Origin of the sequence: Thiocapsa sp. (assembly GCF_018399035.1) — a bacterium.
In the GTDB taxonomy this organism is placed as follows: Bacteria; Pseudomonadota; Gammaproteobacteria; order Chromatiales; family Chromatiaceae; genus Thiocapsa.
On the sequence record NZ_CP073760.1, the window covers coordinates 5,469,735 to 5,485,601 of the forward strand.

7 protein-coding genes and 2 pseudogenes are annotated in these 15,867 nt (G+C 63.6%); 6 read left to right on the forward strand and 3 right to left on the reverse strand.

What is annotated here, in order from left to right; translation table 11 throughout:
* The first annotated feature begins 17 nt into the window (after nt 1–17).
* Nucleotides 18–2,794, forward strand: a pseudogene (gene pglZ / locus KFB96_RS27755) (BREX-2 system phosphatase PglZ).
* Nucleotides 2,791–6,240: a BREX system ATP-binding protein BrxD gene (gene brxD, locus KFB96_RS27290; protein WP_300971070.1), complete on the forward strand. Its 3,450-nt coding sequence runs from the start codon at nt 2,791–2,793 to the stop codon at nt 6,238–6,240. The pseudogene pglZ and the gene brxD overlap by 4 nt, the downstream one beginning before the upstream one ends.
* Before the next feature lie 560 nt (nt 6,241–6,800).
* Here brxD and KFB96_RS25005 read toward each other — a convergent pair.
* The gene (locus tag KFB96_RS25005; protein ID WP_213455818.1) at nt 6,801–7,301 is read right to left on the reverse strand and encodes a hypothetical protein; all 501 of its coding nucleotides are present in this window, start codon (nt 7,299–7,301) and stop codon (nt 6,801–6,803) included.
* Complete coding sequence (locus tag KFB96_RS25010) at nt 7,301–8,962, reverse strand: phage/plasmid primase, P4 family (protein WP_213455816.1); 1,662 nt, start codon at nt 8,960–8,962, stop codon at nt 7,301–7,303. Before KFB96_RS25010 ends, KFB96_RS25005 begins: the two co-directional genes overlap by 1 nt.
* A 579-nt stretch (nt 8,963–9,541) precedes the next feature.
* Between KFB96_RS25010 and KFB96_RS25015 the strand changes: the two genes are divergently transcribed.
* On the forward strand, nt 9,542–9,763 hold the full coding sequence (locus tag KFB96_RS25015; protein WP_213455814.1) for a hypothetical protein: 222 nt from the start codon (nt 9,542–9,544) through the stop codon (nt 9,761–9,763).
* A 484-nt stretch (nt 9,764–10,247) separates the two neighbouring features.
* Here KFB96_RS25015 and KFB96_RS25020 read toward each other — a convergent pair whose 3' ends face one another.
* Nucleotides 10,248–10,931, reverse strand: coding sequence for an ATP-binding protein (locus KFB96_RS25020; RefSeq protein ID WP_213455812.1), 684 nt, complete (start codon nt 10,929–10,931; stop codon nt 10,248–10,250).
* A 964-nt stretch (nt 10,932–11,895) separates the two neighbouring features.
* Here KFB96_RS25020 and KFB96_RS25025 point away from each other — a divergent pair.
* From KFB96_RS25025 to KFB96_RS25035, 3 genes and pseudogenes are all read left to right on the forward strand, one after another.
* Complete coding sequence (locus KFB96_RS25025; RefSeq protein WP_213455810.1) at nt 11,896–12,051, forward strand: hypothetical protein; 156 nt, start codon at nt 11,896–11,898, stop codon at nt 12,049–12,051.
* Between the two features lie 463 nt (nt 12,052–12,514).
* Nucleotides 12,515–13,952: pseudogene (locus tag KFB96_RS25030) on the forward strand (nucleotide sugar dehydrogenase).
* 514 nt (nt 13,953–14,466) lie between these two features.
* Nucleotides 14,467–15,774: an ATP-binding protein gene (locus KFB96_RS25035; RefSeq protein ID WP_213455807.1), complete on the forward strand. Its 1,308-nt coding sequence runs from the start codon at nt 14,467–14,469 to the stop codon at nt 15,772–15,774.
* The last annotated feature ends 93 nt before the right edge of the window (nt 15,775–15,867 follow it).

Below are 15,867 nucleotides of genomic sequence, written 5' to 3' on the forward strand. Positions count from 1 at the left end.
CATCATAAGAGCTCCAGATGATCGCTGCCTTATCGAATCCGTCCGTCTCGGACCCCGCCGCGCTCCCGAACTCCGTGCTCACTCAGGTGCAGGCGATCCTGACCAAGGACGCCGAGGCGGATCGGATTGCGCTGGTCTGGCCCGAGCCCATCGAGCCGCGCGAGCTGCGGCGGCAGCTCTCGGACACGCGGCTGCGGGTCGTCTACTGCCCCTCGGAGCTGGCGATGCGCGAGCTGCTGGTGACGCACGCGACGGGGGACGAGCGTCTGGTGATGCTCTCGCCTTTCGATGAAACGCGCCTGTCCAAGGACGTCTTAGCGCGCCTCTGGGGTTGCGAGCCGAAGCGCATCAGCCCCTGGCGGACACTGGAGCAGCTGTTGCGGGTGCGCCAGATCGATCCGCGTCTGACCGGCAAACCTTATCGCTGGATTGCCGAGGCCCTGGTCGATGCCTATGACCGCTATCGCGGGCGGATTCAGTTCGGCGATGTGCTGGATGTCGACAAGGCGTGGCGCGCCCTGGCGTTGGCGCGGCTCGATTTCACGGCCGATGCGCTCGATCTGGATGCGCTTCTGGATTGGTCGCGCGGATCGCAGGTCGGCGCGGCGGTCTCATCGCTCCCCGAGCCCCTGATCGCGCACCTGGGTGACTGGCTGGCGCCCCGGCTCGGCGCCTCGACCGAGCTGGTCCTGAGCCTGTGGCGACAAGGGCACGCGGGCGACATGGTGGCGATTGGCCTGGTCTGCTCGGTGCTGTATCGCGACGGGCTGACGCCGGACCAGGCCGTCTTCCAGGCCCGGGGCCGGCTGCGCGAGCGCCTCATCGGCGGTGCTCGGATCGAGGATACGACGCTGCAGGACTACAGCCGCACCACCGTGGCTTATCTGGAACGGTTTCTGGCCGACCACCCTTATCGCACGCTGGATGCTCCGCTTGCGCAAGCCGAGCAACTCCTGGCGAGTCTCGACATGCGCCCGCTCGCGGCCTCTTCCGACCTGCTTCCGGGTGGTTTCAGCCTGCGGCTCGATCGGCTCGCGCAGACGCTCAAAACGGCGCTTGCGGGCAAACCGATCGAGCCCGCGCTTTCCGCCCTGTCGGATCTTCAACGTCATCAACTCGCCAAGGTCCGCACGGAGCAGCTCGGCACGGCAGAGCTGGCGGTCCGCGCCTGCCGTTGGCTGAGAACCGAGGAGACGGAGCGGGGAGCCTGCCGGAGGAGATCGGAGACTATGTCGAGAGCGGCGGCTATCTGGACTGGGCCCGCAGCCGCCTCTGGTCGGGCGACGCGCACGAGGCCCTGAATCGTGTCTACACGCAGTTGGTCGGCCAGATTTCCGCGCGGCGCGAGCGTCTGAACGAGCGCTTCTCGCACCATCTGCCGGCGATCGCACGGGGAGATCAGGTCGATGCGTCGGTCTTGCCGGTCGAGCGGGCGATGGAGGGCCTGGTCGCTCCGCTGGCGAAGCAGCAGCCGGTGCTGGTCCTGGTGCTCGACGGGATGAGTCAGGCGGTCTACCGCGAGCTTGCAGGCGATCTGCTGCACGACGGATGGGTGGAGCTGCAACCCGCTGACAGCACCCGCCCCTGTTGTCTGCTCGCCGCCTTGCCGACGATCACCCGGATCAGCCGCTATGCCTTGCTGGCCGGCACGCTGGGCGAGGGCGGCGGTGCGGACGAGAAGAAGGCCTTTGCCGCGCATCCCGCCTTGAAGAGGCTCTCCTCAACGAAGTGTCCTCCCCGGTTGTTTCACAAGGTCGATCTCCAGCAGGCGGGCAGTGGTGCTTTGGCCGAAGAGGTGCGCGAGGTCATCGCGGGCCAGTCGCATAAGGTCGTCGGTGCGGTCATCAATGCGGTCGATGACCAGTTGAGCAGCGGTGCGCAGGTGTCCGTGCGCTGGTCGGTGGCATCGATCGGCGTGCTGCGCCGGATCCTGGAGGCCGCCCGGGAGTCGCGAAGGCTGGTGATCCTCACGAGCGACCATGGCCATGTGTTGGATCACGACATGACGCTCGTGAAAACGGCTGCCGAGGCGGAGCGCTTCAAGCCATCGAGTGAGCCGGTCGGGGTCGGCGAGGTGCGGGTCTCGGGCGAGCGCGTCGTGCTTCCCGGCAACCAGGTCATCCTGCCCTGGTCCGAGCGGATTCGCTATACGGCGAAGAAGATGGGTTATCACGGCGGCGGCTCGCTCCAAGAAGTGCTGATTCCGTTCGGCGTTTATCGAAGTGCCGGCGAGACCGGGCCGATCGAGGGTTGGCGGGAAGTCGCGCGACAGGCGCCCGATTGGTGGGCGCTCGGGCCGGTTGCGGAGCCGAATGCCACGGCCTTGGGTGATGCGGTCCCGACGTCTTCGGCCAGACCGCCGAAGCCGTCGAAGCGGGACGCGCGCAACCTTGACCTGTTCGCCGCACTGCCGACATCCGCTTCTGAGCCCGGTGCCGTGCCCGGTCCTGTGCCGGATTCCGAGTCGGGTTCCGAAGCGGCGGGCGAGGGCGATTGGATCGCGGCCCTCATGGTCTCGCCGGTTTATGCGCAGATGAAGGCGCGCAGCGCTCGGGTGATGGTGAGCGAGACGCAGCTTCGGCAGCTCCTGGAGCTGCTCTCCCGGGCGGGCGGTCAGCAGATGGCCGCCGCCGTGGCGCAAGGCTTGGGTCTCCCCGAGATCCGCCTGAACGGACTCCTGGCGGGCGTGCAGAAGCTGCTGAACGTCGATGGCTATCCGGTCCTGGCGATCGATCGGGTGTCCAAGACGATCCGGCTCGATCTGGCCTCGCTGAAGATGCAATTCGAGCTATGAGCATCAGCCAGCAGCGCAGAGACGACATCATCGACGCACTGCGGCGCGGCACCGTGCCGCAATACGGGCTCGACGCGCTTGCGGTGGGGCTCGCGCCCTTCGAGGGCGCATTCGACGACGAGCTGACAAAGGTCGCGCGCGGGCGTGGGCAGTTCAAGGCGATTCGCGGCGAGTACGGCAGCGGCAAGACCTTCATCGCCCGCTGGCTGCGCGAGCGCGCCCAGCGCCTGGGCTTCGCCTGCGCCGAGGTGCAGATCTCCGAGACCGAGACGCCGCTGCACCGCCTGGAGACGGTCTACCGGCGTCTGATCGAGCGTCTGACCACGGCGGATTCGCCCTCCGGGGCCTTCCGTAATGTCATCGATGCCTGGTTCTTTGCGCTCGAGGAGGACGTGATCGCTCAGGGCGAAGTGGATCCCGACGACGTCGCAGCCTTGATGCAGGCCACCGACGCGCTCATGGAGAAACGTCTCGGCGAGGTGGTGCGCTCCGCACCGGCCTTTGCGCTGACCCTGCGGGCCTATCGGCGCGCGCTGCTTGAAGGGCGCGACGACATCGCCGACGGGCTGCTGGCCTGGATGGCCGGCCAGCCGAACATCGCCGCGACGATCAAGCGTTACGCCAGTATCAAAGGGGACATCGACCATTTCGGCGCCTTGAGCTTCCTGCAGGGCGTGCTGACGATTCTGAAAGACTCCGGCCATCCGGGGCTGCTCTTGGTCCTGGACGAGGTCGAAACCCTGCAGCGCATGCGCGGCGACGTCCGCGACAAGAGCCTGAATGCGCTGCGGCAGCTCATGGACGAGATCGACAGCGGACGTTTTCCGGGGCTCTATCTGGTGATCACCGGGACGACGGCATTCTTCGACGGACCCATGGGGGTGCAGCGCTTGCCGCCCTTGGCGCAGCGTCTTGCCGTGGACTTCGCGACCGACGCACGCTTCGACAATCCCCGAGCCGTGCAGATTCGGCTCAAGGGCTTCGACGTCGCGTCCTTGTGCGAGGTGGGCCGCAAGGTGCGGGATCTGTATGCAGAGGGTCGGGCAGAGGGCAGGGCGCCCGGGCGCCTCGCCGAGATGGTCGACGACACCTATGTCGCCGCGCTCGCCGGGGCCGTGACGGGCGCGCTCGGCGGCAAGGTCGGGATCGCCCCGCGGCTGTTTCTGAAGAAGCTGGTCGGCGAGGTCCTGGATCGCGTCGATCAGTTCACCGACTTCGACCCGCGGCAGCACTATGCACTGACCGTCGGCGACCGGGAGCTGACCGCTGTCGAGCGTGCCGCGCGATCCGCCCGAGGGCGTCGACGACATCGAGCTGGATCTGTGAGCGCCTTCGATCGTCTGCATCCCGCGCTACAGCACCACATCGTCAACAGCCTCGGCTGGAGGTCACTGCGTCCGCTGCAGGAGTCGGCCATCGAGCCGATCCTGCGCGGGGAGCACGCCATCCTGCTCGCCCCGACCGCCGGCGGCAAGACCGAAGCGGCGGCCTTTCCGGTGCTCTCGCGCATGCTGAGCGAGCGCTGGGAAGGGCTCGGCGTCCTCTACATCTGTCCGATCAAAGCGCTGCTGAACAACCTCGAGCCGCGGCTGGCGTACTACGCCGGATTGCTGGGGCGCCGTGTTGCGCTGTGGCACGGCGATGTCGGCCCGGGGCGCAAGGCCAGGCTCGTCGCCGATCCGCCGGACATCCTCCTGACGACCCCCGAGTCACTGGAGGTGATGCTGATCTCCAAACGCATCGACCATCGGCGGTTGTTCGCGAATCTGCGCTGCGTCATCATCGACGAGGTCCACGCCTTCGCCGGCGACGATCGTGGCTGGCACCTGATGTATGTGCTCGAACGGCTGGGTCACATCGCGGGCCGCGAATTGCAGCGCCTGGGACTCTCGGCAACGGTCGGCAACCCCGAGCAGCTCTGCGACTGGCTGGCCGCAGGCTTCGCACAGCCCCGCAGCGTCATCGATCCGCGGACGGACGCGGGCGCAGCGCCGCAGATCGCGCTCGATTGGGTCGGCAACCTGCGCAACGCGGCGCTGATCATCTCCAGACTGCATCGAGGCGAGAAGCGGCTGGTGTTCTGCGATAGCCGGGCCAGGGTCGAAGAGCTTGCCATCGCGCTGCGCGGGTTGGGCGTGAGCACCTACGTCTCGCACAGCTGCCTCAGCCTCGAGGAGCGGCACGCGGCAGAGGCGGCGTTCAGCCAGGGGCAGGATTGCGTGATCGTCGCGACCAGTACCCTGGAGCTGGGCATCGACGTGGGTGATCTGGATCGGGTCATTCAGATCGATGCGCCGGGCACGGTGGCGTCCTTTCTGCAGCGCATCGGGCGAACCGGTCGACGCGCCGGGACGGCACGGAACTGTCTCTTTCTGATCACCAGGGAGGAGGCGTTTCTGCCGGCCGTCGGTCTGCTGCAGCTATGGAGCGAAGGCTTTGTCGAGCCGATCGAGCCGCCGCCGATGCCGTTGCACATCTTCGCCCAACAGATCATGGCGCTGGCCCTGCAGGAATCCGGGATCACCAAGGCCGACTGGCCGGCCTGGCTGGGGCGGCTGCCGGGGCTGGCGGGGTTCGAGCGCACTGAGCTGACGCAGATCCTCGACTTTATGCGCGAGACCGAGATCCTCCATGCCGATCAGGGTCTGGTCGGGATCGGCCCATCGGGCGAGCGCCAATTCGGGGCCAAGCACTTCATGGAGCTGTTTTCGGTCTTCGTCAGCCCGCCGTCGATCCAGGTCTTTCACGGCAGACAGCAGATCGGAGAGGTCCATCAGTCGACCTTCATCCTGAAAGAGGAGGGGCCAGCCGTCCTGACGCTGGGCGGGCGCTCTTGGGCAACGAAGTACATCGATTGGCCAAGACGCAAGGCCTACGTCGAGCCGACCGAGCTGCACGGGCGCTCACAATGGCTGAGCGCGGGTCAACCGTTGCATTTTAGGCTCTGTCAGGCGGTAGCCCGAGTGCTCGGGGGCGAGGAGGACGCGCATGAGGATGGCGTCGTCTTCTCCCGACGCGCCATAGAGCACATGGCAGCGCTGCGTGAGGAATTCGACTGGGTCGCGCCGGGCAAGACGTTCCTCATCGTCTACGCGCACGACAGGATTCTTTGGTGGACCTTCGCCGGCCGGCTCCTCAACGCGGCGATTGCCGACGCGCTGGCCGGAGAGGCCGTCAAGGTCACCGCCGACAACCTCGCGGTCAGCTTCACCGGCGCGCTCGATCCGGCAGCGCTGAAGAAGGCGATCGCCGAGAAGGTTCTGGCCGAGACGGCCGAGCTTGCGCTGCCGCTCGATGAAGAATTCATCGCCGAGCTGAAATTCGGTGAATGCCTACCCGACGCCTTGCGCAAGCGCGAGATGGCAGAGCGCTATGCGGTTTCCAAGAGCCTTGCAGTGCTTCGCAATGCGTCTGTAAAGACGATTCGGCAACATTTCATACCTTAGCATCCGGCGAAGCAATTCCGTAACCGGGGGAAACAAAACAAAAACAGCAATTTGTGGGCATGTTTCTGCAGAATTACTTCGCGGTGCCGCGAACTAAAAAGGTGAACGCCCGACCGTCGCGAAGAGAAATGGTGAATAGCCGGGGATAGCTGGATTTTTCACAATGCCATCGACCTGTTCCGATCCGATCCGAGCTCTCTGCTTCGACCTGAAGGAGACGGGTAAACGTGTCCGCGACGCCACCCACCTACACGGTCAACCCGTGAGCAGAGGCGATGTCAATTGGATTCTCCGGGGGCTACTGCTCCAGGGCCATGTCTTCGGCAGCTCAGAGGATTCGGCCGCGACGTTCGCGTGGAAAACCATCGAGAACATCCGATCCCTGTGTTTGCGCGAGCAGATGGTTATAGACCAAAGCATCGACGGTGCACTTGAGCGTTGGATCAGGCGCGCCCTGTAAATCGCTTGGCGCGCCGGCAGGGTCGCTGGGGGCAAGCCTTGGTGGTCACCAAGGTTACCCGAACCCAAGTTAAACACCACACCCAAAGATCCATTTACTTTCATTTAGAAGTGCGATATTCGACCACCTCAAGTACTTGCGTTACACCGAACCGCAAAACCAGATTGCGGTGGGCCTCGGCCGGATCCAGTCCGGGTGCGATCAGCGCGAGCCAAGTCGTAGGATGCTCAACGAGCCTATAGCGGTACACCCGCATCACCGAGCGCGCGTTGTCCCCGGCGGCGGTACGAGTGGCACCGGCATCGTACTCGATAATGGCCGCACGTTCGTTAATAGCCTCGCGGATGGTGCCGGCTTCGGCCAATGTCAGGGGCGGCGGGACACCAACGCGCTTCGATGTGTCATCTTCGGCAGGTTGTGGAGACTGCAAAGCGTGTCCCTCACGCAACATCCGAATGAGGATAGGCTTATTTTTTCGTATACCGTTACGCAGATCATCTGTGAGGCGATCTGCCGGGTGTACGGAGAGACGATCACCATCGGCACTGAGGGCAAAACCACCACTAACGAGTCGATGAAAGGTCGTCGCGGCATCCATCATCAGAATATCTCGGTGTTGTCGGCAGACGCGCGGTTTATTTTACTGTCATCCGTCAGCTCATTTCTTATCAGAGAGTTAACGTTGCGCGATCCCTCCGGAAACCCTCCGAGGTCGGGTAGATGGGTCGGTCGCTCGCCGTCTCTGGCCAGCCGCAGTCCGAGCAGAGTGGAGGCACGGGTGCTCGGGTGACGGATATTGTCAACCGGATGCCCCAGCTTCCGGCCGATATCCAACACGGTCGAGGTAAATTTCGGGAGCGACACTGGACGGGTGCGGCCGCTGGCCCTGTGGTGCGTCAGATAGGACGGATACAAGCGCGATTGCGCGTTTTCGAATGCAACCTCAGCGCCGTTGCGGATCTCGCACTTCGAGCCAACCTGAGCACTCGCCGTGGGCTCAAATACGCAGCTCTCCACCATCCAGTCGGCCACACTGTTGCCGGCCATCAGGGCGCGCAGATTATCGGCCTCCACGCGAGCCGGATATCGATCGAATCGCGCGCGGATCTCGGTCGAAGTCAATGCCATGATCCAGTTGATCACGCCGGGAATCTCCGCATGCAGCACCTGGTCCTCACCACCTTTGGCAGCCCATGTCGCGCGCTCCTGTGCCGATACGCCCCTGTCGAACTGCACGGTCAGTCGTCGGCGTTCCAGGCCGCTCGTGCTATCCGTCGAGTGAAGATCCTCATTGGATGCCATTAATACGAGACCGTCAAACACAAATGACCCATTTTGCTGTACATGTTTGCGTTCCATGGGTAGATAATCGCCACCTGTAATTGCCTTGAGCATATCCAGGGCTCCGCCGTGTTGGCCAGCCTCATTAATCATGACCAACCGTTTTCCGTACAATCTCGCGACCTCGAAGCGGTTGCCTTCGAGTGCCCGGAGCGAGGAAATTGCCTTGTTTTCGTCACCTATGAGGGCGCTGGCAAGGCGTTGGAATGTGCCCTTTCCCGATCCCCCTCGACCGAGTAGCAGAAGGAAATGTTGCAGCGGTATTCCACGCACGAGTGCGGCAAGCCATGCTCGTAAAAGATCCACGGATTCGGTATCCCCGTCGACGGCATCCAGGAGCCACGCCTTTATCGACGGACAGTCGGCATCCGGGTCATAATCATGCGGCAGCACCCATTCGGTCGCATCATTTGGCCGTGCTGGCCTCAGCGCCATGGTCCGTAAATCCAGCAACCCGTTGCGGAAAGGGATCACGCCAACAGCGGGTGCAGGTCTTGGCAACAGTCCCCTGCGTTGGATGATCTGCGTGAGACCGGACAAGTAAGCGGGGCGGAAACCAATTGGTTCAGTTCCGATATGTACGGCGTCAGCGATCAGTTTTTCGATGGCGCCGGGCTTAGCTGGCGCCCAGTGCGTCGTTGCCCATAGCCACCATGTACCTGCCGTGGCATCCCATGCGATGCGCCCGTACATGCTTGTGGCGACGCTGACCGCTGCGAGTGATTCAATCATGCGGTTGGGATTGCCGTTATCGTCGGTGAATAGCAGGCCACCGTTTCGCAGGGGTGCGCCCATTTCTTGATAGGCGCTGGAGGGTTCGCGGAGGGTGCGGATCCGCTGATCGGATGGATCGGATGGATCGGATGGATCGGATGGATCGGATGGATTATCGACTGTTCTAAGGCATCCGGGGCTTCTCATGATTCTGTTCCCTGCTCGTGCACGGCGCCGAAGGGGTCGATATGTTCGCACCGCCTCCAATCCTTCGTGGATGGGCGTGGGCGGCGGAACGCTTTAAGTTGTGCTCGGTGTCCCGCGATCCATTTCGGACGGGAGAGAGAGGTAGGATCCATTGAGGTCTTACGTGGGTGGCTAATGCGGATGTCAGCATACCGAGTGAGATCCCTCCCGCGAGTGCGAGTGCTAGCGCAAAAAGCCCCTCTTTCGGCGCGTAATACGAGAGATAATGTGGTATAGGCGCGATCCGCTGGAGGTCACCTGAGGTCCTGAGCTGGAACGTGACCATCGGTTACACGACGGCCGGCATTGGCGAGATGACCATTCTGGTTGCACAGAAAAACGGGGTTTACCCGTTGCAGATCGAGCGGGTGATCTCCGAAGCCGCTTGAGTGTCTTGATCAAGCGTTTCTCCTCGCGCACGCATCGTCTCGACCTGAGCTTCCTGGTCGAGCACCTGCAGTAGGCGCGCAGCTCTCGGCGCGTCGTCGGGTACTTCACCAGCTTGAGATCGCTCCTGAATGGCTGGATTCGGTGGCGGACGTGCGCATTGCCTGCAACGTCGATCTCTCGCCCGAGGATCTGAAGGTCGCGCAGCTGCGCGGGGCGGCCATGTTGGACCGCTGGAACGATGGCTCCATCGAGGCCGAGTCGTTGCTCAAACGAGAGCGCTCTTGGTGTCTCGATGCCTCCTGGCCGGCGCGGCCCGGTGATCCGGGTTGCCCCCGACAGCCTCTTCGGCTTTTGTATGCAAGGCCGGCGTGATCGGGCGGGCCGAAGGGCGCAAGTTCGGCTTCATCGGCACGATGAACCAGACCCGCCACGCTCGGCAGCAGCACTAAGAAATCCTCTGAGAGGACGATTCCCCGTGTCCGCGCGCGGAGAAGACGCGGCGACGCCGCAAGCCGATCGTGGCCTTCGCGCCCGCTAAGCTCTGCGAGCAGTGGCAGACCGAGGCGATCGACAAGCTCGGTATCCCCTGCGTCCGATGGCATTCCACACGCAAGTTCTGGCTCGACAACGAGGCGCGGGCAATCTCCCCGAGCGGCCCGGAGCCCATCGCCCGCTGTCCGCTGCGCATCGGCATCGGCATCGTCTCGACCGGACTGTTCCGTTTTGCTGGGCGTCGCGCATCATGTCGCAGTCGCCGGTCCGCCGGACCCGGCTGTCGTCGGGGCCACCGGCGTTCCGCCGCTGGCCGATCCCGGCGGTTGCCGGTTCGCCGAGCTGATCGCGACAAGACCCGCGATCAGAACTCCGCCCCGAAGCCGATGGAACGCTTGATCGAGCTCTTGATCGAGCCGCGCGCCTTCAGTGCCGCCTCCACGATCAACCCATCGAACAGCGTCTGCGGGGTAAGCCGCGCCGTCGCAAAACGCTGGCGGGCCATCTGGTTGACGAAATCGCTCGGAGTGAGCCGATCCAGGCCGGCCAGACGTGTCTTCCAGAGGGCGGGTTGAGTCAACCGTCCGCCGGCCTGACGGAGGGTCTCGCGAAATAGCGTCCAGGCTTGCTCCGGACGCAGGTAGTCAAAGTGGATCTTGACGTCGAAGCGCCGCAGGGCCGCCATGTCGATGGTTTCCAGCAGGTTGGTCGAGGCGACGAACAGTCCGTCGAACGACTCCAGCTGGGTCAGCAGCTCATTGACCTGCGTGATCTCCCAGCCTGCTCGCGACAGTTGGCGATCACGCAAAAAGCTGTCGGCCTCATCGAGCAACAGCAACGCTCCGTCGGTGCTGGCTTGGCGGAACATGGCAGCCAGGTTCTTCTCAGATCCCCCCACATAGGCATTGAGGAGATCCGAGGCCCTCTTGATCAGGAGCGGGCGCTGGAGCACGCGTGCGAGGTGAGCGCCGAAGGCGCTCTTTCCCGTCCCGGAGGGGCCGTGGAGACAGAGACGCCCGCGCGGATCACGGCGCAGACCCCGAATCACCCCCTCGAGATTCTGATCGGGGCTATCGTTGGGGGTGGCAACAGACGGGAACCGCTAGGGGATATGCAGATTCGAGGGCGTTGTCGATGCGTGACGTTTGCGCGCCGACTCTCTCTTAAGGGTGATCCGGCGCTGTGGACTATTGGCCGGGGGGTCGAGGATCGCGTCGGGTGCGCAATGCCTGATTCTCAACGCGATGCCCTTGTTCCCCGGTGTAACGAACACGAGGAGGCCACTGTCGTGTGTCGACGCAGTAGCCGAGAAGGTGTGCCGGAAAATGTGCGGGAACACCGCCGGGCGTGGCTGGATTAGGGGCAGTTAGGGCAGGTTTGCACATTGCGCGAGCGGCTAACCTGTTGTTTAGCAAGGGCTTGTGTTTGCCTGGTCGGTCTTTTAATCAGGTGGTCGCAGGTTCGAGCCCTGCAGGGCGCACCATAAAAACAAGGGTTTACAGGTTTCGGCCCGTAACCCTTTTTCATTTTCAGCGTTTTCGTCCCCGTTCGGTCCCCGTTTCGCCAGCCCCTAGGCTGCCGGTTCACCGCGCACTCAAGCGCACATCCGCGTCCGATCGCTCGATACTGCATCCTCTCGGAATCCTCAAGACACCTCCCGGAAGCTCTTCGAGACGCCTTTCAGACCTTCGTATGCCCCCCCTGGGGTAAGGATCGCCCCGAAACGTCTCTGCGCGGCCTACAACGCGTCTGATCGACCATGCTGGTTCGCGAGCCAAAACGGCAACCAGTTGTTGTTATCGCCGTTATTTCGTCACGGATTTCCAAGATTCGCTACCGTCCGTGAAAACGAGACCACCGGAAGCGCCACCGCCGATTGCCGCGAAGCGGCACCCCCAAAGAGCTCGTGACACCCCCAAAAAGCTGGTGACACCCGAAAGGAGCTCGCGACATCCGCTCCGCGGTGTCACGCATGCCCCTGGCGCTCTGCGCCAGGGGCCGCGATGGCCAACATGACGAACAATGCCATCCCCTACAGCCCCTACAGCTCCGAGCTGAATCCGACGCGGCCTTGCAGCGGCGCTCCGGGGTCGTTTAGGGCAATAGCCCGACACACGGCCGACTCGAGCATGCTCGTCACGGTCGAATACGTGCGCGTACTGTTGTAGTCTACCGGCGTCAGGAAAAGGCCGAACCGAAACGGAGATCAACATGACATCGGCCTATCTCGTCATCGTCCGACTTCTGATGTTGGCTTGATGTGCTCCGACCCTGGTCGATCCAGGAAGCGAGCCATCCAAGACACCGCCGCGGATCCTCGACGGTAAAGACGGCAACATGCGGAACGCCCCCAGCTTATTCTGCCCGGTCCCGCCAAGCCTCAAGCAAGTCGGAGACGACCGCTCGACAGACCCGCATGGATGTCGCGCAATCCGCGCCGCGATCCACTGCATCCGACGGCACCGAATCACGGTTTAACGCGACGAATCCGGCACCGCCCGTGCGAAGGAAGGTGATTTCCGGGAACCAGTATCCCGACTGCGCACGCCTCCACGGCTGTCGGGGCGACTTCAGTCGCCCCTTCGCGTCGGTAGATGCTTTCCGGCAAATCAACTGAAGATCAGAGCGCTTATGGACACCTCCCACTTGACCGACCCGCGAACCCCCATCGCCATCATCGGCCTGGGCTACGTCGGACTGCCGCTCGCCGTGGAATTTGCCAAACACCGCCCCGTGATCGGCTTCGACATCAACCAAGCCCGTATCGCCGAGCTGAGAGCCGGCCGCGACGGCACACTGGAAGTCACTCCCGAAGACCTCGCCGCCGCTCGGCACCTCACCTGCACGAGCGACCTCGGCGCCCTGTGCCCTTGCCGCATCTTCATCGTCACCGTGCCCACCCCGGTCGACGACTACAAGCGGCCCGACCTGACGCCCCTGATCAAGGCGTCCGAGACCGTCGGCAAGGTCCTCAAACCCGGTGATCTGGTCATCTACGAATCCACCGTCTACCCCGGCTGCACCGAGGAAGACTGCGTTCCCGTGCTCGCCCGCGGCTCGGGTCTGACCTACATCCACACCGATCGCCGCACCACAGCCCCCGAGGCGCCGCCCAATCCCGACCGTCGAGCCTCCGGCGCGGGCGTCGGTCGGACGAGCGACAGCGCAATCCGACACCCCGCCGAAGCCGCGGGCAAGGCACCCATCCCACCCGAGCACAACGGCTTCTACTGCGGCTACTCCCCCCGAGCGTATCAACCCCGGCGACCGCGAGCACCGCCTGACCACCATCAAAAAGGTCACCAGCGGCTCCACCCCCGAGATCGCCGCCATCGTCGATGCCCTCTACACCGAGATCATCACCGCCGGCACTCACCCGGCCAGCAGCATCCGCGTCGCCGAGGCCGCCAAGGTCATCGAGAACACCCAGCGCGATCTCAACATCGCACTCATGAACGAGCTTGCCCTCATCTTCAACAAGCTGGGCATCGACACCCTCGAGGTGCTGGAAGCCGCCGGGAGCAAATGGAACTTCCTCCCCTTCCGACCCGGCCTGGTCGGCGGACACTGCATCGGTGTGGACCCCTATTATCTGACCCACAAGGCCGTCGCCATCGGCTACCACCCCGAGGTCATCCTCGCCGGGCGACGCATCAACGACCGCATGGGCGCCCATGTCGCCGAGACCGTCGTCAAGCTCATGCTCCAAAGCGGCATCGGTGTCTGCAACAGCCGCATCCTCGTCCTCGGCCTCGCCTTCAAGGAAAACTGCCCCGACCTGCGCAACACCCGCGTGATCGACATCATCCTGGCCCTGCGCGAATACAACATCGCCGTGGACTGCTACGACCCCTGGATCGACCGCGCCGAGGCCAAGCACGAATACGGCCTCGAGTGCCTTCCCGAGGCCCCGCCGCCCGGCAGCTACGACGCCGTCATCCTCGCCGTCGCCCATCGCGACTTCGTCGAGACCGGCGCGACCGGGATCCGGCGATGGGCCAAACCCAAGTCGATCCTCTACGACGTGAAATCCGTTCTGCCGGTGGAAGTCGTCGACGGTCGTCTCTGAGGGCAAAGGCCGGGGCGGATTTAGGCGAATTCCGGAAACCGTTATGCCAAGTTGTGCATCGGAGCGCTCCACGCTGAGAAGAACCCTAGTCTGTGCCGAGCCGCGCGAGGCACAACCTCCCACGCCGAGCCCCGGAACTCGCTCCCACGCTCCGAGACTGTGCAGGAATTCTCCGTAGGTTGGGCTGAGGAACGAAGCCCGACGATGATGTCGAAGTCACAGATTGATTGTTGAGCCTTCTGCGTCGGCTCAACCAACGCGGAAGCGTCGTTTTCGATACCGAGCGGGAATACCTTCACAATCTCAGAACTTGGGCACGAGGGGCAACGAACGAGGGGCAACGAGGGGCACGCCCGCGCTCCGATCGGATACTCTGCTGGCGACGACAGCCAGGGGTCGGATGGGTCGAGCGTGGGCGATGCCGATGCGTTGCGCGGACAAAGCCGGATGCTCCGGAAAGTTTATCCCTCAGGAAGACAAATAAGCGTTTATTTGTCTTTTCTGGAAAGATACTATGAGCGGCATGAGGATGCTGCTGGAAGACATCATCGCGGATTTTCGCGAGCGCCCGCTGCCGTTGCTGACGCCGCGCGAGGTGCGCTTGCCTGCGCTCAAAGGTAAGATCGACGCGGTCATCGGCATGCGCCGCAGCGGCAAGACCTGGTTTCTCTACCAACGCATGCAGGCCTTGCTGGATCAGGGTATCGCCAAGGATCGCCTGCTCTACATCAACTTCGACGATGAGCGCCTGCTCCCCATGCGGCGCGACGAGCTGAGCGCGATTCCCGAGGTGTACTACCGCCTGTATCCGCACAACCGCTCGCAGACCTGCTATTTTTTTTGCGACGAGATCCAGAATGTGGACGGCTGGGAGTCCTTCCTGCGCCGCCTGCTCGATACCGAGGACGTGCAACTTGCCGTCACCGGTTCCTCCGCGCGGCTGCTCAGCCGCGAGATTGCGACGAGCTTGCGCGGGCGAGCGCTGGCGACGGAGATCTTTCCCTTCAGTTTTCGCGAGGCGCTGCGGTTTCAAGGCGTCGCGCTGCCCGACGAGCCGCCCGGTGGGCAACAGCGCGCACTCCTTGCCAATCGCCTGCGCGACTACCTGCTGCAGGGCGGCTTTCCGGAAGTGCAGGGCATCGAGGCACCATACCGGCATGCCATCTTGCAGGAGTATGTCGATGTGGTGATCCTGCGCGATGTGGTCGAGCGCCACGGTGTCGCGAATGTTGCGGCGCTGCGCTACCTCATCCGCCACCTGCTCGGCGCACCGGCAACGCTGTTCAGCATCAACCGCTTTCACAACGATCTGAAATCTCAGGGTATCGCCTGCGGCAAGAACAGCCTTCACGCGTACCTCGATCACCTGATCGACGCCTACCTCATCGACCTGGTGCCGATCCACTCGCGCTCGCTGCGGCAGCAGCAGGTCAACCCACGCAAGGCTTACGTCATCGACACAGGCCTCGCCCTTGCCTTTCGCCACCAGGCGCAGATCGACCGCGGACGGCTGCTGGAGAACCTGGTCTTCAACGCGCTGCGAAGGCAAGGCCAGAGCATCACCTATTTCCGTAGCGCGGACTGCTATGAAGTGGACTTTCATGCCGTCGCCCGGGACGGCGTCGTGCAGCTGATTCAGGTCTGCGAAAGCCTGCACGACCCGGATACCCGAGCCCGCGAGTTGCGCGCCCTGACAGCCGCCCTGCGCGAGTGCGGCTTACCCCGAGGCAGCATCGTGACACTGGAAGACAGCGAACAGATCGATCAGGACGGGTTGTGCATCGATGTCCTACCGGCCTGGCGCTGGCTTGTGGCGCGATGAGAGGCTCCGCTCGGGAACCCGGTCCGAGGCACGAGTCGGAAATCGGTCGAGCACCGAATCCAATCGTTGTCGTTGTCGATTACCGCCCCGGCG

What these genes read in the sequence shown, in the direction of transcription:
- brxD (WP_300971070.1), top strand. Translation starts at nt 2,791, where the DNA reads ATGAGCATCAGCCAGCAGCGCAGAGACGACATCATCGACGCACTGCGG.
- KFB96_RS25005 (WP_213455818.1), bottom strand. Translation starts at nt 7,301, where the DNA reads ATGATGGATGCCGCGACGACCTTTCATCGACTCGTTAGTGGTGGTTTT.
- KFB96_RS25010 (WP_213455816.1), bottom strand. Translation starts at nt 8,962, where the DNA reads ATGAGAAGCCCCGGATGCCTTAGAACAGTCGATAATCCATCCGATCCA.
- KFB96_RS25025 (WP_213455810.1), top strand. Translation starts at nt 11,896, where the DNA reads ATGACGAACAATGCCATCCCCTACAGCCCCTACAGCTCCGAGCTGAAT.
- KFB96_RS25035 (WP_213455807.1), top strand. Translation starts at nt 14,467, where the DNA reads ATGAGCGGCATGAGGATGCTGCTGGAAGACATCATCGCGGATTTTCGC.